General features: G+C 71.1%; 18 protein-coding genes. 7 read left to right on the top strand and 11 right to left on the bottom strand.

Annotated elements, in window-relative coordinates:
• Window positions 1–3: 3 nt before the first annotated feature.
• The 4 genes from R2E43_RS27595 to ctaC form a co-directional block, all read right to left on the bottom strand.
• Window positions 4–1,278, bottom strand: a complete 1,275-nt coding sequence (locus R2E43_RS27595; protein ID WP_332056678.1) for a L,D-transpeptidase — start codon at window positions 1,276–1,278, stop codon at window positions 4–6.
• A 146-nt stretch (window positions 1,279–1,424) separates the two neighbouring features.
• On the bottom strand, window positions 1,425–1,823 hold the full coding sequence (locus R2E43_RS27590; protein ID WP_003976661.1) for a cytochrome c oxidase subunit 4: 399 nt from the start codon (window positions 1,821–1,823) through the stop codon (window positions 1,425–1,427).
• Window positions 1,820–3,556 carry an aa3-type cytochrome oxidase subunit I gene (ctaD, locus tag R2E43_RS27585; RefSeq protein WP_003976660.1) on the bottom strand — a complete coding sequence of 579 codons (1,737 nt, stop codon included), beginning with the start codon at window positions 3,554–3,556 and terminating at the stop codon, window positions 1,820–1,822. Before ctaD ends, R2E43_RS27590 begins: the two co-directional genes overlap by 4 nt.
• Complete coding sequence (gene ctaC / locus R2E43_RS27580; protein WP_011028168.1) at window positions 3,553–4,512, bottom strand: aa3-type cytochrome oxidase subunit II; 960 nt, start codon at window positions 4,510–4,512, stop codon at window positions 3,553–3,555. Before ctaC ends, ctaD begins: the two co-directional genes overlap by 4 nt.
• 326 nt (window positions 4,513–4,838) lie before the next feature.
• On the opposite strand from ctaC, the gene R2E43_RS27575 reads away from it, so the two are divergent.
• Window positions 4,839–6,221 (top strand): cysteine desulfurase/sulfurtransferase TusA family protein, encoded by a 1,383-nt coding sequence (locus R2E43_RS27575; RefSeq protein ID WP_210984807.1) that lies wholly within the window; start codon window positions 4,839–4,841, stop codon window positions 6,219–6,221.
• A 123-nt stretch (window positions 6,222–6,344) separates the two neighbouring features.
• On the opposite strand, the gene R2E43_RS27570 is transcribed toward R2E43_RS27575, so the two are convergent.
• Window positions 6,345–7,319 (bottom strand): carbohydrate kinase family protein, encoded by a 975-nt coding sequence (locus R2E43_RS27570; protein WP_016326033.1) that lies wholly within the window; start codon window positions 7,317–7,319, stop codon window positions 6,345–6,347.
• A 132-nt stretch (window positions 7,320–7,451) separates the two neighbouring features.
• Here R2E43_RS27570 and R2E43_RS27565 point away from each other — a divergent pair, with 132 nt between their 5' ends.
• Both R2E43_RS27565 and R2E43_RS27560 read left to right on the top strand, forming a co-directional pair.
• Window positions 7,452–7,661, top strand: a complete 210-nt coding sequence (locus R2E43_RS27565; protein WP_003976656.1) for a hypothetical protein — start codon at window positions 7,452–7,454, stop codon at window positions 7,659–7,661.
• A gap of 116 nt (window positions 7,662–7,777) precedes the next feature.
• Entirely contained in the window at window positions 7,778–9,328 is a 1,551-nt protein-coding gene (locus R2E43_RS27560) for a hypothetical protein (RefSeq protein WP_332056677.1), read from the top strand.
• Window positions 9,329–9,430: 102 nt separating this feature from the next.
• Here R2E43_RS27560 and R2E43_RS27555 read toward each other — a convergent pair whose 3' ends face one another.
• Window positions 9,431–9,787 carry an iron-sulfur cluster assembly accessory protein gene (locus R2E43_RS27555; protein WP_003976654.1) on the bottom strand — a complete coding sequence of 119 codons (357 nt, stop codon included), beginning with the start codon at window positions 9,785–9,787 and terminating at the stop codon, window positions 9,431–9,433.
• 339 nt (window positions 9,788–10,126) lie between these two features.
• Here R2E43_RS27555 and nadA point away from each other — a divergent pair, with 339 nt between their 5' ends.
• Window positions 10,127–11,311: a quinolinate synthase NadA gene (nadA, locus tag R2E43_RS27550; RefSeq protein WP_030869444.1), complete on the top strand. Its 1,185-nt coding sequence runs from the start codon at window positions 10,127–10,129 to the stop codon at window positions 11,309–11,311.
• A 78-nt stretch (window positions 11,312–11,389) separates the two neighbouring features.
• Here the strand turns inward: nadA and R2E43_RS27545 are convergent, their stop codons facing one another.
• The 5 genes from R2E43_RS27545 to R2E43_RS27525 form a co-directional block, all read right to left on the bottom strand.
• The gene (locus tag R2E43_RS27545; RefSeq protein WP_003976652.1) at window positions 11,390–14,515 is read right to left on the bottom strand and encodes an efflux RND transporter permease subunit; all 3,126 of its coding nucleotides are present in this window, start codon (window positions 14,513–14,515) and stop codon (window positions 11,390–11,392) included.
• 179 nt (window positions 14,516–14,694) lie between these two features.
• Window positions 14,695–15,378, bottom strand: coding sequence for a response regulator (locus tag R2E43_RS27540; protein WP_003976651.1), 684 nt, complete (start codon window positions 15,376–15,378; stop codon window positions 14,695–14,697).
• Entirely contained in the window at window positions 15,375–16,625 is a 1,251-nt protein-coding gene (locus tag R2E43_RS27535; RefSeq protein ID WP_319120555.1) for a sensor histidine kinase, read from the bottom strand. Before R2E43_RS27535 ends, R2E43_RS27540 begins: the two co-directional genes overlap by 4 nt.
• Before the next feature lie 165 nt (window positions 16,626–16,790).
• On the bottom strand, window positions 16,791–17,075 hold the full coding sequence (gene pspAA / locus R2E43_RS27530; RefSeq protein WP_003976649.1) for a PspA-associated protein PspAA: 285 nt from the start codon (window positions 17,073–17,075) through the stop codon (window positions 16,791–16,793).
• Between the two features lie 21 nt (window positions 17,076–17,096).
• A complete protein-coding gene (locus tag R2E43_RS27525; RefSeq protein ID WP_265699407.1) occupies window positions 17,097–17,891 on the bottom strand; it encodes a PspA/IM30 family protein in 795 nt (264 codons plus the stop codon).
• A gap of 244 nt (window positions 17,892–18,135) precedes the next feature.
• Between R2E43_RS27525 and R2E43_RS27520 the strand changes: the two genes are divergently transcribed.
• From R2E43_RS27520 to R2E43_RS27510, 3 genes are all read left to right on the top strand, one after another.
• Complete coding sequence (locus tag R2E43_RS27520; RefSeq protein WP_063628660.1) at window positions 18,136–18,813, top strand: DUF3043 domain-containing protein; 678 nt, start codon at window positions 18,136–18,138, stop codon at window positions 18,811–18,813.
• 83 nt (window positions 18,814–18,896) lie between these two features.
• Complete coding sequence (locus tag R2E43_RS27515; RefSeq protein ID WP_011028174.1) at window positions 18,897–19,598, top strand: class I SAM-dependent methyltransferase; 702 nt, start codon at window positions 18,897–18,899, stop codon at window positions 19,596–19,598.
• Between the two features lie 101 nt (window positions 19,599–19,699).
• Window positions 19,700–20,788 (top strand): S1C family serine protease, encoded by a 1,089-nt coding sequence (locus R2E43_RS27510; RefSeq protein ID WP_011028175.1) that lies wholly within the window; start codon window positions 19,700–19,702, stop codon window positions 20,786–20,788.
• Window positions 20,789–20,803: the final 15 nt, after the last annotated feature.

The raw sequence follows: 20,803 nt of genomic DNA, 5'->3' as shown, positions 1-20,803 counted from the left end.
GCGCTACACCGCCGTCGGTCGCAGCCTTGCCGTCTCCTGATTGTCCGACGCGCCCGCGGTGCCCGTCAGGGCGCTGCCCGTGCGCCATTTGGTCCAGTCCATGTTCCAGTCGCCGAAGCCGTTGCCGAAGGGTTCCATCGTTTCGCCGCCGGAGTTGACGACCTCGACGAGGTCGCCCTCCTGGACCGTGTTGAAGAACCACTCCGCGCTGTCGGTGCTCATGCCGACGCAGCCGTGGCTGACGTTGGCGATGCCCTGGGAGCCGACGGACCAGGGGGCGGCGTGCACGTACTCGCCGCTCCAGGTCACCCGGGTGGCCCAGTAGACCGGCAGGTCGTACGCCTCCGAGGAGCCCTCGGCGATGCCGACGGTGCTGCTGCGCATGCGTACGAAGGATTCCTTGCCGAGGACGACCTTGACGCCGTTGCGGGTCTCGAAGCCGGGCTTGCCGGTGGTGACCGGGATCTCCCGGATCGCCTCGCCGTCCTGGTAGACCGTCAGGGTGTGCGCGGCGGCGTCGGTGACGGCCACCACCCGGTCGTCCGTGGTGATCTTCAGGGGCTTGGCCTTGCCGCCCCACATCCGGTCGCCGATCTTGATGCCGTCCAGGGTGCTGTGGACCTTGACGGTGGCGTGGGCGGGCCAGTACTCCTCGGGCCGGTAGTGGAGCTTCTTGTCGTCCACCCAGTACCAGGCGCCCCGCACGGCGGGCGTGGAGTCGACCTTCAGGGCGCGCTCCACTATGGCCCGCTGCGCCGGGTCCCGGACCGGCTGGCTCAGCTCCGCCGTGATGGGCTGCCCGACGCCGTACGCGCCCGCCTTGGGCCCGAAGGCGACGTCCAGGGTCTTCTTCGCGCCGGGCTTGCCGGTCTCGAAGGTGAGCACCTTGCGGCCGGGCGCGCCGTCGCCGTCCTCGGTGCTGACCCGCACCGTGTAGCTGGCGTTGGCCGCCAGCGGCGAGGTGCTGTGCCAGCGGGCGCCGTCGGCGGACAGCTCGCCCGCGACGTGGCGTCCGGCCGCGTCCATGGCCGTGACGTCCGTGATGCGCCCGTCGGCGCCCTCGGCGACCACCTCCAGGGGTTTGTCCGGGTCGGCCTTCTTCCCGGCCTCCGTGGGGCCGTTGAAGGAGATCTGGCCGGCCGCGTCGTAGGGCGTGGCCGACAGCGGGTTGTCGTCGTCGCCGAGGCAGGCGGTGACGCTCGCGCCGAGGGCGATCACCAGCAGGGTGCAGCCGACGACCGTACGCCCCCGCGCCTGGAAGTGAACCGTGTTGCTCATGGCCTCACGCTAGGGAGAGACGTCAGCGGCGGCGCGGTGGGTAAGCCGGAAGGGTGAGCGGCCGTACGGCAGACGAAGGGGCCCGGACGCTCCTGGCGGAGTGTCCGGGCCCCTTCGTGCTCGACGCGTGCTACTGGGTCCGCGCGCTACTGGGTGCGGTTCTCACCGCGGTAGTACTCGAAGACCCAGCCGAACAGGCCCACCATGAGGATCGGTGCCGAGAAGTACATGACCCACCAGCCGACGGCGATGCCCAGGAAGGCGAGGGCGCCGCCGACGGCGAGGGACAGCGGCTGCCAGCTGTGCGGGCTGAAGAACCCGACCTCGCCGGCCTCGTCCGCGACGTCCGCCTCCATGTCGTCCTGCGCACCCGCGTCGACCCGCCGCGCCGTGAAGGCGAGGTAGAAGCCGATCATGATGGCCAGGCCGAAGGCCAGGAAGAGCGCCGTGGTACCGGCCGGCTCCTTGGACCAGTAGCCGTAGACAACCGCCACGGCGAGGATGAAGACGCTCAACCAGATGAACATCTTGCCCTGGATCTTCACTTCCCGGCCTCCTTGCCGCCGGCGAGGGCCTTCTCACCGTGGCCGACGTTCTCCAGCTGGTCGATCGCGGAGATCTCGGGGTGGTGCAGGTCGAAGGCGGGGGATTCACTGCGGATGCGCGGCAGCGTGAGGAAGTTGTGCCGCGGCGGCGGGCAGGAGGTCGCCCACTCCAGCGAACGGCCGTAGCCCCACGGGTCGTCCACCTCGATCTTCTTGCCGTACTTGGCGGTCTTCCAGATGTTGTAGAAGAACGGCAGTATCGACATGCCGAGCAGGAACGAGCTGATCGTCGAGATCGTGTTCAGGGCGGTGAAGCCGTCGGCTGCCAGGTAGTCGGCGTAACGCCGCGGCATGCCCTCGGCGCCCAGCCAGTGCTGGACCAGGAACGTGCCGTGGAAGCCGACGAACAGCGTCCAGAAGGTGATCTTGCCCAGGCGCTCGTCCAGCATCTTGCCGGTGAACTTCGGCCACCAGAAGTGGAAGCCGGCGAACATCGCGAACACCACGGTGCCGAAGACCACGTAGTGGAAGTGCGCCACCACGAAGTACGAGTCGGAGACGTGGAAGTCCAGCGGCGGCGAGGCGAGGATGACACCGGTCAGACCACCGAAGAGGAAGGTGATCAGGAAGCCGGTGGACCACAGCATCGGTGTCTCGAAGGACAGCGAGCCCTTCCACATGGTGCCGATCCAGTTGAAGAACTTCACACCGGTCGGGACCGCGATCAGGAAGGTCATGAAGGAGAAGAACGGCAACAGCACGCCGCCCGTGACGTACATGTGGTGGGCCCACACCGTCACCGACAGACCCGCGATCGCGATCGTCGCGCCGATCAGACCCATGTAGCCGAAGATCGGCTTGCGGGAGAAGACCGGGATGATCTCACTGACGATGCCGAAGAACGGCAGCGCGATGATGTACACCTCTGGATGCCCGAAGAACCAGAACAGGTGTTGCCACAGCAAGGCCCCGCCGTTGGACGAGTCGAAGATGTGGGCACCGAACTTGCGGTCGGCCTCCAGCGCGAACAGGGCCGCGGCCAGCACCGGGAAGGCCAGCAGGACCAGCACACCGGTCAGCAGCACGTTCCAGGTGAAGATCGGCATGCGGAACATGGTCATGCCGGGCGCGCGCATGCAGATGATCGTGGTGATGAAGTTGACCGAGCCGAGGATGGTGCCGAAGCCGGAGAAGGCCAGACCCATGATCCACAGGTCTCCGCCGATGCCGGGCGAGTGCACCGCGTCGGACAGCGGCGAGTAGGCGAACCAGCCGAAGTCGGCCGCGCCCTGGGGGGTCAGGAACCCGCCCACCGCGATGGTCGAGCCGAACAGGTACAGCCAGTAGGCGAACATGTTCAGCCGGGGGAACGCCACGTCCGGCGCGCCGATCTGCAGCGGCATGATCCAGTTCGCGAAGCCCGCGAACAGCGGCGTCGCGAACATCAGCAGCATGATCGTGCCGTGCATCGTGAACGCCTGGTTGAACTGCTCGTTCGACATGATCTGCAGACCAGGTCGAGCCAGCTCGGCGCGCATGAAGAGCGCCATCACGCCGCCGATCACGAAGAACGCGAACGACGTCACCAGGTACATCGTGCCGATCGTCTTGTGGTCAGTGGTCGTGAGCCACTTGATCACGACGTTGCCGGGCTGCTTGCGCCGTACCGGCAGCTCGTTCTCGTACGAGTCCTCCGCTGCCGAGGCACCCTGGGGTTCGTTGAGGATGCTCACAGGTTGTTCGTCTCCCGGTTCTTCTCGTGGCTCGTCTGAGCGATGCCCGCGGGAACGTAACCGGTCTGCCCCTTCTTCGCGAGGTCCTGGAGGTGCTGCTCGTAGCGCTCCGGGGAGACGACCTTGACGTTGAACAGCATCCGGGAGTGGTCCACGCCGCACAGCTCGGCGCACTTGCCCAGGAAGGTCCCCTCCTTGTTGGGGGTCACCTCGAAGGCGTTGGTGTGGCCCGGAATCACGTCCTGCTTCATGAGGAACGGCACCACCCAGAAGGAGTGGATGACGTCACGCGAGGTCAGGACGAAGCGGACCGTCTTGCCCTTGGGGAGCCAGAGGGTCGGGCCGGGGTTGCCGGTCTGCGGGTTCTCCGTACCGGGGGTACCGCAGTCGTAGACACCGCCGGCGTTGGCCGGGAAGTCCTCGATGAACCGGTCCGGGATGCCGGCCAGTTCCTTGGAGGTCTTGGCGTCGCCGGTGGAGCCCGGGACGTCCTCGATGTGGTTGAAGCACCAGCTCCACTGGAAGCCGACCACGTTGACCGTGAGGTCGGGCTTCTTGTTGAGGCTCATGAGATCGGACTCGTCACGCGCGGTGAAGTAGAACAGCACCGAGACGATGACGAGCGGAACCATGGTGTACAGCGCCTCGATGGGCAGGTTGTACCTGGTCTGTGGAGGGACCTCGACCTTGGTGCGGCTGCGCCGGTGGAAGAAGACACTCCACAGGATCAGGCCCCACACCAGCACGCCGGTGGCCAGCGCGGCTGCCCATGAGCCCTGCCACAGGGAGAGGATCCGCGGAGCCTCTTCCGTGGTGGGGGTGGGCATGCCGAGGCGGGGGAAGTCCTCGTATGTGCAACCGGTGGCGGTCGCCAGGACCAGGCCCGCGGTCAGTGCCTGCAGCAGCTTCCGCCGCATCGGGCGCCGCGGCGAGCGGTCGGAGCCGTTGGGACTCACGTAGCGCCTTCCCGAGAGTCTCGCCCGCGCGGTTGGCTGCGGCCTGCCTTCTCGCTGGTCGGTCGCCGCCCTGCGTCGGGCAGGGGTTTGATGTTTATGCGGACCAAACCCTAGCCGACGCCCTCCGGGGGGTCGCGGGGAGGGTGGCATACGCGCCGGGGGTCACTCCCAAGGGTGCGGTCGGGCGCCTACGGGGGTGGATGCCAGGGGTTGTTCGGCGGCTGACGGTTCGTTGTGGTGACTCGCGCCCACGCGGCGGAGCCGCACATGTCACAGCCCCGCGCCCCTTGGCGGCGCTTTCCTGCCCTGCGTCATAGCGTTGGGCTGTGGCCTACTTCGACGCTGCTTCCGCTGCTCCCCTTCATCCCGTTGCCCGGCAGGCGCTGTTGGCGTCTCTGGACGAGGGGTGGGCCGATCCCGCTCGGCTGTACCGCGAAGGGCGGCGGGCGCGGTTGCTGCTCGATGCCGCCCGGGAGGCGACGGCCGAGTGTGTGGGGTGTCGGCCGGACGAGTTGGTGTTCACTCCTTCGGGGACGCGGGCGGTGCATTCAGGGGTGGCGGGAGCACTGGCCGGGCGGCGGCGCGTCGGACGCCACCTGATCGTGTCAGCCGTCGAACATTCCTCCGTCCTGCATGCGGCCGAGGCGCACGAGGCCGGCGGCGGGAGTCTCACGCAGGTGGGCGTGGACCGCGCGGGCGCGGTGGATCCCGCGGCGTACGCGGCGGCCCTGGGCGAGGACACGGCGCTGGCCTGTCTCCAGTCGGCCAACCACGAGGTGGGCACCGAACAGCCGGTGGCCCGGGTGGCGGAGGCCTGCCGGGCCGCCGGTGTGCCGCTGCTGGTGGACGCGGCCCAGTCGCTGGGCTGGGGCCGGGTCGAGGGCGACTGGTCGTTGCTGACGGGCAGCGCCCACAAGTGGGGCGGGCCCTCGGGGGTGGGGCTGCTCGCCGTGCGCAAGGGTGTCCGGTTCGCGCCCCAAGGGCCGGAGGACGAGCGGGAGTCGGGGCGGGCGCCCGGTTTCGAGAACCTGCCGGCGATCGTGGCCGCGGCGGCGTCGCTGCGGGCGGTGCGGGCGGAGGCGACGGCGGAGGCGGCCCGGCTGCGGGAGCTGACGGAGCGGATCCGGTCCCGGGTGCCGGAGCTGGTGCCGGACGTGGAGGTGGTCGGCGATCCCTCTCGGCGGCTGCCCGGGATCGTCACCTTCTCGTGTCTCTATGTCGACGGGGAGACCTTGCTGCACGAGCTGGACCGCGCCGGTTTCTCCGTGTCGTCCGGTTCGTCCTGCACCAGCAGCACGCTGACGCCGAGCCACGTCCTGCGGGCGATGGGGGTGCTCAGCGAGGGCAACGTCCGGGTGTCGCTGCCGCCGGGGACGGCGGCCGAGGACGTCGAGCGGTTCCTGGAGGTGCTTCCGGGCACGGTGGCCGCGGTGCGCGAGAAGCTGGGGGCGCCGGCCGCGACGGAGAACGTCCGCGCGGCCGGCCCCGGCCTCGTGGTGGACGCGCTGGGCCGGCGCTGCCCCATTCCGGTGATCGAACTGGCCAAGGTCATCGGCGACGTCCCCGTCGGCGCCACCGTCCGCGTCCTCTCCGACGACGAGGCGGCCCGCCTGGACATCCCGGCGTGGTGCGAGATGCGGGGCCAGGAGTACGTGGGAGAGGAACCGGTGGAAGGAGGAACGGCTTACCTGGTCCGCCGGACGAGGTAATGCCGATAAGGGGCCGCGGGGCTGTGTCGATTCGCGGCTCCGCCGCGCGGGCGCGACAAGCCCCGACGCACCCGCACACGACTCCGCTCGTCAAGGGGCGCCTCGGTGGTCGCCCCCTCCGCTTCAGCCCAGGTGCGCCTGGACCTCCCCCGCGGCCTCGTCCCCGTACGCCTTCGTGAACCGCTCCATGAAGTGCCCGCGCCGCAGCTGGTACTCCTGTGTACCGACCGTCTCGATGACGAGGGTCGCCAGCATGCACCCGACCTGCGCGGCCCGCTCCAGCGACACGCCCCACGCCAGTCCCGACAGGAACCCCGCGCGGAAGGCGTCGCCGACGCCCGTGGGGTCGGCCTTGCGCTCCTCGTCGGGGACGCCGACCTCGATGGTCTCCCCGCCGGCCCGCTCGATGCGCACGCCCCGCGCGCCGAGGGTGGTGACGCGGTGGCCGACCCGGTCGAGGATCTCGGCGTCGCTCCAGCCGGTCTTGGTCTCGATGAGCCCCTTCTCGTACTCGTTGGAGAAGAGGTAGGTCGCCCCGTCCAGCAGTATCCGGATCTCGTCGCCGTTCATCCGGGCGATCTGCTGGGAGAAGTCGGCGGCGAAGGGGATGGACCGCGCGCGGCACTCCTCGGTGTGCCGGAGCATCGCCTCCGGGTCGTCCGCGCCGATGGAGACCAGGTCCAGGCCGCCCACCCGGTCGGCGACGGTCTTCAGCTCGATGAGGCGGGCCTCGCTCATCGCGCCCGTGTAGAAGGAGCCGATCTGGTTGTGGTCGGCGTCGGTGGTGCAGACGAAGCGGGCGGTGTGCAGGGTCTCGGAGATACGGACCGAGTCGGTGTCGACGCCGTGCCGGTCGAGCCAGGCCCGGTACTCGTCGAAGTCCGAGCCGGCCGCGCCGACCAGGACCGGACGGGTGCCGAGCTGACCCATGCCGAAGGCGATGTTCGCGGCTACGCCGCCCCGGCGTACGTCCAGCTGGTCGACCAGGAAGGAGAGCGAGACCGTGTGCAGCTGGTCCGCGACGAGCTGGTCCGAGAAGCGGCCGGGGAAGGTCATGAGGTGGTCGGTGGCGATGGAGCCGGTGACTGCGATGCGCACGGCGTGGACTCTCTCCTGAGGGGAGGCGGGTTGACGGTTCACGCTACCCGGCGGTGCCGCCAGGCTGAAGCAGGCGAAACTACCCGGTAGTACAACTTTCTTCGCGGCGCGGGACGTGCCTACGGTTCTGTTATGACGAACCCGAGGACCGTCGACCCCGCTCCGGCCGACCTGGACGGCGACCTGGCGTCGCTGCGCGGTGACTGCGCCCGGATGACTCCGCGCTGGTCGGCTCCGGCCGACGCCTCCGCCCGGCCGGTGCCGCTCGCGCTCATCCACGGCGTCCGGGTGCCGCCGGCCTCGGCCCGGTTGCTGGACGCGATGTCCGACTACGGCGACTGAGCGCCGCCGCCGGGCGGCCGCACGGCCGTTCGGGCGACGCGCGCCGTCACCGGGAACCGGATCCCGGCCCGCCGCGTCTCATCGCTGTCCCCAGGAGCAGCCGAAGGAGCGATGCGGTGAACACCGAGCGACCCGACAACGACGACGCCGCCGACGAGGCCGGCGGCGGGCGTCCCGCGCGGCGGCGCCCCCGGGCGGTCGCGGTCGCGTCGGTCGCCGCCGCCGTGCTGCTGATGGGTGGCGGCGGCGCCTACCTGGCCACGTCCGCCACCGGCGACGACGCGGACGGCGGTACGGCGTCCGGGGCCCCGGGCGACGACACTCCCCCGCCGCTCCCGCTCGACGACCACGGGGCGTCGTCCCCGGAGGGCGGCCCGAACGGCATCGCGCCGGGCGAGCCGGACCCGCACGGCGTCACCTACCGCGCCGACGGGCCGCTCCCCGAGGGCCCCGGCTCGGCGCCCGTGTACCGGGCGAAGGGCGACGTCACGGAGGCCGAGGTGGCCCGGCTGGCCGAGGCGCTGGGCGTCGAGGGCGCGCCCCGTACGCAGGGCGAGGCGTGGAAGGCCGGCAACGCGAAGGACGGTTCCGGGCCGCTGCTCACGGTGAGCCGTCGGGCGCCGGGCACCTGGACCTTCCACCGCTACGCACCCGGCACCGACAACTGCAAGAAGGGGCCGGTCTGCAAGGCTCCCTCCGCCGACGGGACCCCGGTGGGCGAGGCGGCCGCGAAGAAGGCGGCGGCACCGGTGCTGAAGGCGCTGGGGCAGGACGACGCCAAGCTCGACGCGAGCCAGGTGATGGGCGCCGGACGCGCCGTGAACGCGGAACCCGAGGTGGGCGGGCTGCCCACGTACGGCTGGACGACGGGGATCGTCGTCGGGGCGCAGGGCGAGGTGATCGGCGGCAGCGGCCGGATGAAGGCGCCGGTCAAGGGGGACGCGTACCCCGTCCTGAACGCGGAGGAGACGCTGGCGCTGCTGAACGCGCCGGGTGCCGGTTCCGGCGCGGACGCCGGGGGCGTCGGTGGTGTCGGGGGCATCGGCGGCTGCGCGAGTCCCGTACCGCATCAGGACGGGGCGGACACGCCCTGCGGGCCGCCGACCGGTGCTCCGGAGCGGCCCGGGGCGGGGAAGAGGCAGACCGCCACGGTCGAGGACGCGGTGTTCGGCCTGGTCGCGCATCCGGTGCGGGGGCAGCAGACGCTGGTGCCGTCCTGGCTCTTCCAGGTGCGGGCGCCGGGGGCGCGGGACGCGGTGACGGTCACGTACCCCGCGGTCGAGCCGAGGTTCCTGACCACGGCGGCCCCCGCCACGCCGCCCACCTCCCCGTCGGCCCCGGACGAGCCGACCGCCGGGCCCGGGGAGCCGCGGGACGTCCGCGTGAGCGGCTACACGGCCGCCGACGGCGAGCTGACCGTGCACTTCACGGGCGGGGTGTGCTCCGACTACGACGCGAAGGCGAAGGAGAGAGGCGGGAAGGTGACCGTCACGGTGACCGAGACCCCGCATCCGGACCAGGTGTGCATCCTGATCGCCAAGGAGTACGAGCGGACGGTGCCGCTCGACGAGCCGCTCGGCGACCGGACGGTCGTGGGCTCGGACGGCAAGGACGTCCCGGTGCACAAGCCGGGCGCGCGGCTGCCGGCCCCCTCCGGGGCCGGGTGACACCGCACCGAGGCATGGCAGAAGGGCGGTGGCCCGGGGACGAACCCCGGGCCACCGCCCTTCACGCGCACTCGGACGCGGCGCGACTCCGCCTGCCGGCTGTCAGCTGAAGGAGTCGCCGCAGGCGCAGGAGCCGGTCGCGTTCGGGTTGTCGATCGTGAAGCCCTGCTTCTCGATGGTGTCCACGAAGTCGACGGTGGCGCCGCCCAGGTACGGGGCGCTCATGCGGTCGGTGGTGACCTTCACGCCACCGAAGTCCTTGACCACGTCACCGTCGAGGGAACGCTCGTCGAAGAAGAGCTGGTACCGCAGGCCGGAGCAGCCGCCGGGCTGGACGGCGACGCGCAGCGCCAGGTCGTCACGGCCTTCCTGGTCGAGCAGGGCCTTGACCTTGGCCGCGGCGGCGTCGGTCAGGATGATGCCGTCGGTGACGGTGGTGGTCTCGTCCGATACGGACATCTACATCTCTCCCGGGTTGTACGGAGACTGCTTGCCGACGGTTCCAACCGGCGGGACCGCGGATTCATTCCGGGACGGGCCCGTGTCTTGCCCCTCGGCCTTCCCTTCATGCTCGCACACGCCGCGGGGAGCGGACAGCGCCTGTGGACGGAGGCCGTGCACGGGGCTTGCGCAAGGGGCTGTGCATGGGCGCCGGGCGGAGCGCCCTGCGGGGCCGCTCGGGCACCGGGATTCATGTCACACCGACACTATGAACATCGTCAAAGTGACGTGAACCGGTTATGATATATAGCGTCAGTTCGACGAAAAGGGTCGACGAGAGTAGAAAGGGTGCGTGTCGTGACCACCGCCCAAACCCAGGAGCTCGACGTACAGCCGACGCCCCTCGCCCTGCTGCTGCTCGGCCGCGAGGCCGACCCGAGGAGCGAGCGCGGTGTGGAGTGTCCCGGTGACCTGCCCTCGCCCTCCGACCCGGACCTGGTCGCACGCGCCCGTGCGGCCAAGGAGAAGCTCGGTGACAAGGTCTTCGTGCTCGGTCACCACTACCAGCGCGACGAGGTCATCCAGTTCGCCGATGTCACGGGCGACTCCTTCAAGCTGGCCCGGGACGCGGCGGCGCGCCCGGAGGCCGAGTACATCGTCTTCTGCGGTGTGCACTTCATGGCGGAGTCGGCCGACATCCTGACCTCGAACGACCAGAAGGTGGTCCTGCCCGACCTGGCGGCCGGGTGCTCCATGGCCGACATGGCCACGGCCGAGCAGGTCGCCGAATGCTGGGACGTGCTGACCGAGGCCGGAATCGCCGAGCAGGTCGTGCCCGTGTCGTACATGAACTCGTCGGCGGACATCAAGGCGTTCACCGGCAAGCACGGCGGCACCATCTGCACCTCCTCCAACGCCGAGCGCGCCCTGAACTGGGCGTTCGAGCAGGGCGAGAAGGTCCTCTTCCTGCCCGACCAGCACCTGGGCCGCAACACGGCGGTGCGGGACCTGGGCATGTCCCTGGAGGACTGCGTCGTCTACAACCCGCACCGGCCGAACGGCGGGCTGACGGCGAAGGAGCTGCGCGACGCGAAGATGATCCTGTGGCGGGGTCACTGCTCGGTGCACGGCCGCTTCAGCCTCGACTCGGTCAACGACGTGCGCGAGCGCATACCGGGCGTGAACGTCCTGGTGCACCCGGAGTGCAAGCACGAGGTCGTCGCCGCCGCGGACTACGTCGGCTCGACCGAGTACATCATCAAGGCCCTGGAGGCGGCCCCGGCCGGTTCCAAGTGGGCCATCGGCACCGAGCTGAACCTGGTCCGCCGCCTGGCGAACCGTTTCGCCGCCGAGGACAAGGAGATCGTCTTCCTCGACAAGACGGTCTGCTTCTGCTCGACCATGAACCGCATCGACCTCCCCCACCTGGTCTGGACGCTGGAGTCCCTCGCCGAGGGCACCCTGGTCAACCGCATCGAGGTGGACCAGGAGACGGAGGCCTTCGCCAAGCTGGCGCTGGAGCGGATGCTGGCGCTGCCGTAGGCGGTTCCCGCGGCGCGAGAGCACTGAGGGTGTCCCCACCGAGCGGTGGGGACACCCTCCTGCGTTCTGCCGCCGCCGTCAGACCTGCGCCGGCTCCGGCTCGTCCGACGCCGCCGGCTGCGGCGGCACGTCGCCGCCGCCCTTCTTCGCGGCCCGCTTCTTCGCCCGGCGCTCCTTGCGCAGCTCCAGCATGGCGTAGAGGGTCGGGACCAGGAGGAGGGTCAGCAGGGTCGACGTGATCAGGCCGCCGATCACCACCACCGCGAGCGGCTGGGCGATGAAGCCGCCCTCGCCGGTGACGCCCAGCGCCATCGGGAGCAGGGCGAAGATCGTCGCCAGGGCCGTCATGAGGATGGGGCGCAGTCGGTGGCGGCCGCCCTCGACGACGGCCTCGACGACGCCGTAGCCCTGCTTGCGGTACTGGTTGATCAGGTCGATCAGCACGATCGCGTTGGTGACCACGATGCCGATCAGCATCAGCATGCCGATCATCGCCGGGACGCCCATCGGGGTGCCCGTGGCGATCAGCAGGCCGATCGCGCCGGTCGCCGCGAACGGGATGGACACCAGCAGGATCAGCGGCTGGGCCAGCGACCGGAAGGTGCCCACCAGCAGCATGAAGACGATCGCGATCGCCGCGAGCATGGCCAGGCCCAGGTTGACGAAGGCATCGTCCTGGTCCGCGGTGACGCCGCCGATCTCGGCGGTGGCGCCGGCCGGCAGGTCCAGGCCGTTGATCTTCGACTGGAGGTCCGCACCGACCGCGCCGGTGTTGTCGCCGGTCGGCTTGGCGGTGATGGTCGCCGCGCGCTGGCCGTCGATGCGGGTCATCGAGACCGGGCCGTCCACCAGCTGCACGGTGGCGATGTCGCCGAGCTTGGCCGCGCCCAGGTTCAGCGCCTTCAGCTCGGCCATCGTCCGGGCGGGCTGCGCCGACTTGATGACGACGTCGCGCTCGGTGTCGTTCAGGGTCGCCTTGGCCGCCGGGGTGCCGCGCACCGCCTGGGCGACGGCCGCGCCGAGCGTCTGGTCGGTGAACCCGGCGTCGGCGGCCTTCGCGTTGGCCTTGACCGAGATGCGCGGGACGCTCTGCGCCAGGTCGCTGGTGACGTCGGTGACGTCGTCGAGGCCGGCGACGGTCTTGCGGACCTGCTCGGCGGCGTCGCGGAGCACCTGCGCGTCGGCCGCCTTGACGACGACGCTCAGGTCCTGGCTGCCGAAGCCGTCACCGGCGGCGAGGGTGGTGGTGCCGATGCCGTCGCCGAGCTTGGCCAGCCCGTCCTCGATGTGGTCCTGGACGTCGTCGGCGTTCGCCGAGTCCTCCAGCATCAGCTGGTACGAGGCCTGGTTGGTGTCCGTGCCGCCGCCGAAGGCGGCCATGAACCCGGACGAACCGATGGTGACCTGGTAGTCCTTGACGCCCTCGGTGTCGCCGAGCAGCTTCTCGACCTTCTTCACCTGCTCGTCGGTCGCGCCGAGGCTGGTGCCGGGCTTCAGCTCCTGCTTGACGCTGAGGACCTCCTGCTCGCCCTGGTCGAAGAAGTTGGTCTTCAGCAGCGGCGCCATGCCGAAGGTGCCGACCAGCACGACGATCGCGATGGCCACACTGGTCAGCCGACGACGGGTGGCGAAGCGCAGGACGGGGACGTAGAAGCGCTGGAGGCGGCTCCTGGCCTCCTTCTCCTCGGCGAGGCGGCGGGCCTCGGCCGCGTCCTGAGGCGTGCCCTTCGGGGGCCGCAGGAACCAGTACGACAGCACCGGGACGACCGTCAGCGACACCAGCAGGGAGGCCAGCAGCGCCGCGGTGACGGTGAGGCTGAAGGAGCCGAACAGCTCGCCGACCATGCCGCCGACCAGACCGATCGGCAGGAACACGGCGACCGTGGTGAGGGTGGACGAGGTGACCGCCCCGGCGACCTCGCGGACGGCGTTCAGGATGGCGTCCTTGCGCTCCTCGCCGTAGCCGAGGTGCCGCTTGATGTTCTCCAGGACCACGATCGAGTCGTCCACGACGCGGCCGATGGCGATGGTCAGCGCGCCCAGGGTCAGCATGTTGAGCGACAGGTCGCGCGTCCACAGCACGATCAGCGCCAGCACCACCGACAGCGGGATGGAGACGGCGGTGACCAGGGTGGAGCGGATCGACGCCAGGAAGACCAGGATGACCAGGACGGCGAAGAGCAGACCGAGCCCGCCCTCCGTGGTCAGGCCGGAGATGGCCTTGGAGACGGCCGGGCCCTGGTCGCTGACGACGGTGAGGGTCGCGCCGGAACCGAGCTGCTCGCGCAGGTCGGGGAGCTTGTCCTCGACGGCGTTCGAGATGGAGACCGCGCTGCCGTCGTGGTCCATCGTCACGGCGACCGCGAGGGACGGCTTGCCGTTGGTACGGGTGAGGGAGTCGGCCTTGGCCTCCTCCTCCTTGACGGTGGCGACGTCGCCGAGGCGGACCGGCTCGTCGACGCCCTCACCGGTGACCATGAGGTCCTGGATCTGCTTGACCGAGGTGAAGCCGCCGCCGACCTGGACGGTGCGGTTGGCGCCCGCCTCGTCGAAGGAACCGGCCGGGACGGTCGCGCCGCCCGCCTGGAGGGACTGGGCGAGCGCCTGCGGGCTCACCTTGGCCGCGGCCAGCTTCGCCGGGTCCGGCGTGACGGTGACCTGGACGTCGCGGACGCCGTCGACGACGACCTGGGCGACGCCGTCGATGTCCTTCAGCTCGGAGACGACCGTCTTGTCGAGCTGGTCGGCCAGCGCCTGCTGGTCCTTGTCCGAGGTCACGGCGAGGACGACGGTCGGGATGTCGTCCGTCGAGCCGGAGATGACCTGCGGGTCCACGTCGTCCGGGAGCTGGGCGCGGGCCCGGTTCACGGCCTGCTGGACGTCGGCGACGAGCTGCTGGTTGTCCGGGCCGTAGTCGAAGGACGCCATGATGACGGCGTTGCCCTCGCTGGCCGTGGCGGTGACGCCCGAGATCCCGTCGACGGCCTCGAGGCTGTCCTCGATCGGTTCGACGACCTGCTTCTCGACCACGTCCGGCGAGGCGCCCTGGTACGGAGCCAGCACGGACACCATGGGCAGTTCGATGGTGGGCAGCAACTGCTGCTTGAGCTGGGGGATGGCGATCGCGCCGAAGACGAGCGCGACGATCGACACCAGGCCTATCAGGGCCCGTTGCGCGAGGCTGAATCTCGACAGCCAGGACATGGGTCAGGGTCTCTCTTCTGTGGCCGAGCGGGGGACGGGGCACATGGCAGCGCCGGTCGCGGGCACACAGCTGAGCGCCCACCCCAACACCCTGGGCCATGCGGGACCCCGTATCCCTAGGCCCCAGGTCCATTTCCTTATCCCGCGCCTACTCCCTCCGCAGTACACGCGGGCGGAGGTCACTCCACCCTTGGACGGACCAGCCCGGATTCGTAGGCGATGACGACCAGCTGGGCCCGGTCGCGGGCGCCCAGCTTGGCCATGGCCCGGTTGACGTGGGTCTTCACGGTGAGCGGGCTGACCTCGAGGCGCTCGGCGATCTCGTCGTTGGAGTGCCCGCCGGCCACCTGGACCAGGACCTCGCGCTCGCGCACGGTCAGCGACTCGAGGCGCTCCGCCCGGGCCGGGTCGCGGTCCTCGTCGGTGGTGTCCTGCTGGGCGAGGAAGCGGGCGATCAGCCCCTTGGTGGCGGTCGGCGACAGCAGCGCCTCGCCCCCGGCCGCGACCCGGATCGCGCTGAGCAGTTCCTCGGGCTCCGAGCCCTTGCCGAGGAAGCCGGAGGCCCCGGCCCGCAGCGACTGCACCACGTAGTCGTCGACCTCGAAGGTGGTCAGTATGACCACGCGGACGTGGGCGAGGGAGGGGTCGGCGCTGATCATGCGGGTGGCGGCGAGACCGTCCGTGCCGGGCATCCGGATGTCCATCAGCACCACGTCGGCCCGCTGCTCGGCGGCCAGCCGCGCCGCCTCCGCGCCGTCGGACGCCTCCCCCACCACCTCCATGTCGGGCTCGGAGTCGACCAGCACCCGGAAGGCGCTGCGCAGCAGCGCCTGGTCGTCGGCGAGCAGGACACGGATCGTCATACGGGGTCCCCCGTGGCTTCGGTGGCTTGGGCGGCGGCGTCGGCGCGGCTCTTGACCGGAAGGATCGCATGCACGCGGAAACCGCCGCCGTAGCGGGGACCGGTGGTGAGGGTGCCGCGCACGGCGGTGACGCGCTCGCGCATGCCGAGCAGCCCGTGTCCCCCGCCCTCGGTGGTGCCGTCGGGGACCTCGCCGTCGGCGGTGCCGTCGTCGAGGACGGTCACCTCGATGTCCGGCCCGACCCGTACGACGCTGACCTCGGCCTTCGCCTGCCGTCCCGCGTGCTTCTGCACGTTGGTCAGCGCCTCCTGGATGATGCGGTAGGCGGCCAGGTCGACGGCGGCCGGCAGCTCGGTGCCCTGGTCGGTGCGGGCCACCTCGACCCGCAGTCCGGCGTGGTGGAAGGTGGCGACGAGTTCGTCGAGGCGGGCGAGGCCCGGGGCGGGCTCGGTCGGTGCCTCCGGATCGCCCGACTGGCGCAGCAGGCCGACGGTGGCCCGCAGCTCGTCCAGCGCGGAGCGGCTGGCCTCCCGTACGTGGGCGAGCGCCTCCTTGGCCTGGTCGGGCCGCTTGTCCATGACGTGCGAGGCGACCCCGGCCTGCACGTTGACCAGGGCGATGTGGTGGGCGACCACGTCGTGCAGGTCGCGGGCGATGCGCAGCCGTTCCTCGGCGACGCGGCGGCGGGCCTCCTCCTCCCGGGTGCGCTCGGCCTTCTCCGCCCGGTCCCGGATGGCCTGCACGAAGGCGCGGCGGCTGCGGACGGCGTCCCCGGCGGTGGCACCGATGCCGGTCCAGGCGAAGACGGCGAGGTTCTCCTGCGCGTACCAGGGCAGCGGGCCGGCCAGCATGGCGGCGCCGGTGAGCACGGTCATGGTGAGCAGGCCGACCCGCCAGGTGGTGGGCCGGTCGGTGGAGGCGGCGACGGTGTAGAGGGCGATGACGGCCGACATGACCACCGGGGCGCGCGGGTCGCCGGTGATGCTCTCGACGACGGAGACGCAGCCCGTGACGACGAGGACCGCCATCGGCTGGCGGCGCCGGAAGACGAGCGCGGCGGCGCCGGCGGTCATCAGGGCGAGGCTGAGCGCGTCGGGGGTGCGCAGCCCCCAGCTGACGCTCTCCGGGCCGTGCGGGTCCACGAAGGAGCCGGCGACCATGCAGACCAGGACGACCACCGCGAGGACGGTGTCCATGGCGGAGGGGTGGGCGCCGAAGACGCAGCGGGCTCTCGCGAGGGTGCTCACGGTCTTTTACGGTAGCCGGAGTACGGGTCTCCCATGAGCGGGCCTGCGTTTCAGTGATCGTTGGCCGGGGGCTGCGGCCCCCGGACCTCCGCTTCGGCCCTGAACGGGCCTCGTCCTCAAGCGCCGGACGGGCTGTTCGTCGCCTGCCTGCGAAGCAAGGCGCCGTCACGCACCGCCCGGAATGAGGCCGTCGTCGCTCAGGAGCTCCTGGACCTCCTCCAGGGTGGCGTCCGGGGACGGGAGGATGAGGTCGGACGGTTCCAGGGTGTCGTCCGGGAGGGGCTCGCCCAGTTCGCGGACCTTGGCCAGGAGGGCCTGGAGGGTCGCGCGGAAGCCGGGGCCGTCGCCGTTCTCCATCTCGGCCAGGAGTTCGTCGTCCAGCTTGTTCAGCTCACCGAGCCGGCCGTCGGCCAGCGTCAGCTGTCCCTCCCCCATGATCCGTACGATCATGTCGGCCCTCCTAGCCGTGGGCTACTGCTTGTCGAAGCGCGGGGTGTCCTGCGGCTGCTGGGACTGCGACGAGGCCTGGCCCTGTCCCTGGCCGCCCTCGATGGCCTGGCGGTCGGAGGTGGAGCCCCCGGCCAGCTCGGCCTTCATCCGCTGCAGTTCCAGCTCTACATCCGTACCACCGGAGAGCCGGTCCAGCTCGGCCTGGATGTCGTCCTTGTGCATGCCGGACTGGTCGTCGAGGGCGCCGGAGGCGAGCAGCTCGTCGATGGCGCCGGCCCGGGCCTGGAGCTGGGCGGTCTTGTCCTCGGCCCGCTGGATGGCCAGGCCGACGTCGCCCATCTCCTCGGAGATGCCGGAGAACGCCTCGCCGATGCGGGTCTGCGCCTGGGCCGCCGTGTAGGTGGCCTTGATGGTCTCCTTCTTCGTGCGGAAGGCGTCCACCTTGGCCTGGAGGCGCTGAGCCGCAAGGGTGAGCTTCTCCTCCTCGCCCTGGAGGGTGGCGTGCTGCGTCTCCAGGTCGGTGACCTGCTGCTGGAGCGCGGCGCGCCGGGAGAGCGCCTCGCGGGCCAGGTCCTCGCGGCCCAGCGCCAGCGCCTTGCGGCCCTGGTCCTCCAGCTTGCCCGACTGGGACTGGAGCTGGTTGAGCTGCAGCTCCAGCCGCTTGCGGCTGGTCGCCACGTCGGCGACGCCGCGGCGCACCTTCTGCAGCAGCTCCAGCTGTTTCTGGTACGAGTAATCGAGGGTCTCGCGCGGGTCCTCGGCCCGGTCAAGGGCCTTGTTGGCCTTCGCGCGGAAGATCATCCCCATACGCTTCATGACACCGCTCATGGGCTTCGCGCGCCCCCTTCTGACCGACTCCAGCTCCAGCGACTGCAACAGAACCCACAGTACGGGCCCTGCATCCATTACCGCACTGTTCGGGGACGGATGCGCTCATCCCCAAGGACGACTGCGTACGTTCCCCGTCCGGCGCAGGGAGTAGGTGCTCCCCGGGTTGTCCGGAAAATCCCGGTGTCCGGGGCTGTACGCGGCATCCGCTCCGTACATCCGCTCTGTCCCCATACAGACGACCGGCGTTGCCGGATCGTTCCCCACCGGACTGGGGTCCACACCCCCGCACCCCGTACCCTTGGGTTTTGTGTTCCGTAGCCGTGCCAAGGATGAGAAGGCCCAGAGCGCCGTCAGCGCGCAGGTGACCGACTCCAATCAGCCCCGTGACCCGCAGGCCCCGAAGGGCAGGCCCACACCCAAGCGCAGTGTGGCCCAGTCCCAGCGCCGCAGCGTCGCCAATACGCCGATGACCCGCAAGGACGCCGCCAAGCGGCAGCGCGAGGAGCGGCGGACCGCGATGGCCCGGCAGCGCGAGGCGCTGGCCAAGGGCGACGAGCGGTACCTGCCGGCCCGCGACAAGGGCCCGGTCCGCAAGTTCGCGCGCGACTTCGTCGACTCGCGGTTCAACATCGCGGAGTACTTCCTGCCGATGGCCGTGATCATCCTCGTGCTGAGCATGATCCGGGTGGCGTCGTTGCAGAACGTCGCGCTGCTGCTGTGGCTGGTCGTGATCGTGCTGATCGTGCTGGACTCGATCGTCACCGGCTTCCGGCTGAAGAAGCGGCTCGCGGAGCGCTTCCCGGACGAGCGCCGCCGCGGCGCGGTCGCGTACGCGCTGATGCGCTCGCTCCAGATGCGCCGGCTGCGGCTGCCCAAGCCCCAGGTCAAGCGTGGGGAGCGGCCCTGAGCACGACGCCGTTCACCGAGGGCGCGGCCGAGGCCTGGACAGCGGGACTGTCCGGGCTTCGCAACGTCGTACGGCAGGAGCTGGTGGCCCGGCAGCTGGACGAGCAGATAGCCGGGCGTTTCGCCGTGGGGCGGCGGCTGCGCGTGCTCGACGTCGGAATGGGCCAGGGCACCCAGGCGCTGCGGCTGGCACGGGCCGGGCACCAGGTGACCGGCGTGGAGCGGGACGCGACGATGATCGCCGCCGCGCGTGACGCCCTGGCCGGCCAGCCCGAGGGCATCCGGGAGCGGATGCGGATCGTCGAGGGCGACGGCCGGGACACCGGCGTGCACTTCCTGCCGGGCAGCTTCGACGTGGTGCTGTGCCACGGCGTGCTCATGTACGTCGAGGAGCCCGACCCGCTGCTCGCGGGACTGGCCCGGATGCTCGCGCCCGGCGGCCTGCTGTCGCTGGTGGTGCGCAACGGCGACGCGCTCGCGCTGCGCCCGGGCCTGCACGGCGACTGGCCGGGCGCGCTGGCCGCCTTCGACACCACGAGCTACCGCAACCGCCTGGGCCTCGACGTCCGCGCGGACCGGCTGGCGACGCTGACGGCGAAGCTCGCGGGCATCGGCGCGCCGCTGCACACCTGGTACGGCGTGCGGGTCTTCACGGACACGGCGCCCGACGGTGCCCCGCCCCCCGCCGACCTCGATGCCCTGCTGGCCGCCGAGGAGCGGGCCGGCCGGACGGACCCGTACCGCTCGGTCGCGGCGCTGCTGCACCTGTGCGGGGTGCGCGGCTAGCTGTCGCCCCACCCGGCCCGGTGCCACCACCCGCCCGGCCGCGGCGCCCGTTCGGGTGTGCACGGGGCGCCGGGCGCCGGGGACGCGGTGAGACTCGGGCCATGGACACTTCCCGCACCCGTCTGCGCCGTCTGCTCGCTCCGGTGGCCGTACCGGCCTGCGTCCTGTTGCTGGCGACCGGCTGTTCCGACGCCGGTGCGGGGACCGACCGGGGTTCGGGGAGCGCGCGGGAGGGCGACACGGCGCAGGCCGCGGCGCCGCGCGCGGCCAGTGAGCTGGAGGCCGACTACGAGCGGGTGATCAAGGACGTACTGCCGTCGGTGGTGCAGATCCAGGCGGGCGACTCCCTGGGGTCGGGGGTCGTGTACGACGACAAGGGCCACGTCGTCACCAACGCGCACGTCGTCGGGGACGCGAAGTCGTTCCGGGTGACGACGGCCCGCACCGAGGGCGCCCTGACCGCGAAGCTGGTCTCCTCCTACCCGGAGCAGGATCTGGCGGTCATCAAGCTCGACAAGGTGCCCGAGGGCATGAGGGCGGCCCGCTTCGCGGACTCCGCGAAGGTCGAGGTGGGGCAGATCGTGCTGGCGATGGGCTCGCCGCTCGGCCTGTCCTCCAGCGTGACGCAGGGCATCGTGTCGGCGACCGGGCGCACCGTGACGGAGGGCAGCAGCGGCGGCGGCACGGGCGCGACCATCGCCAACATGGTGCAGACGTCGGCGGCCATCAACCCGGGCAACAGCGGGGGCGCCCTGGTGAACCTGGACGGGCAGGTGATCGGCATCCCGACGCTGGCGGCGACCGATCCGGGCCTCGGCGACAGCGCGGCGCCCGGCATCGGGTTCGCGATCCCGGCGTCGATGGTGACGACGGTGGCCGGGCAGATCGTCCGGGACGGCAAGGTCACCGACTCGGGCCGGGCTGCGCTGGGCATCACCGCCCGCACGGTCGTGGACGACAGCTACCGCCCGGCCGGGGCGGCCGTCGTCGAGGTGAGCGACGGCGGGGCCGCCGACGACGCCGGCCTGCGCCCCGGGGACGTCCTCGTGAAGCTCGGCGACACGGACATCACCACCATCACCTCGCTGTCCGAGGCGCTGGCGTCGATGCGGCCGGGCGACCGGACGAAGGTGACCTACACCCGGGACGGCAAGGAGCACACGGCCGAGGTGACGCTCGGCGAGCAGTGACGGGGGCGGGGCCGC

The organism is Streptomyces violaceoruber (assembly GCF_033406955.1).
Classification (GTDB): Bacteria; Actinomycetota; Actinomycetes; order Streptomycetales; family Streptomycetaceae; genus Streptomyces; species Streptomyces violaceoruber.
This window is presented reverse-complemented; position numbering and strand designations above follow the sequence as displayed.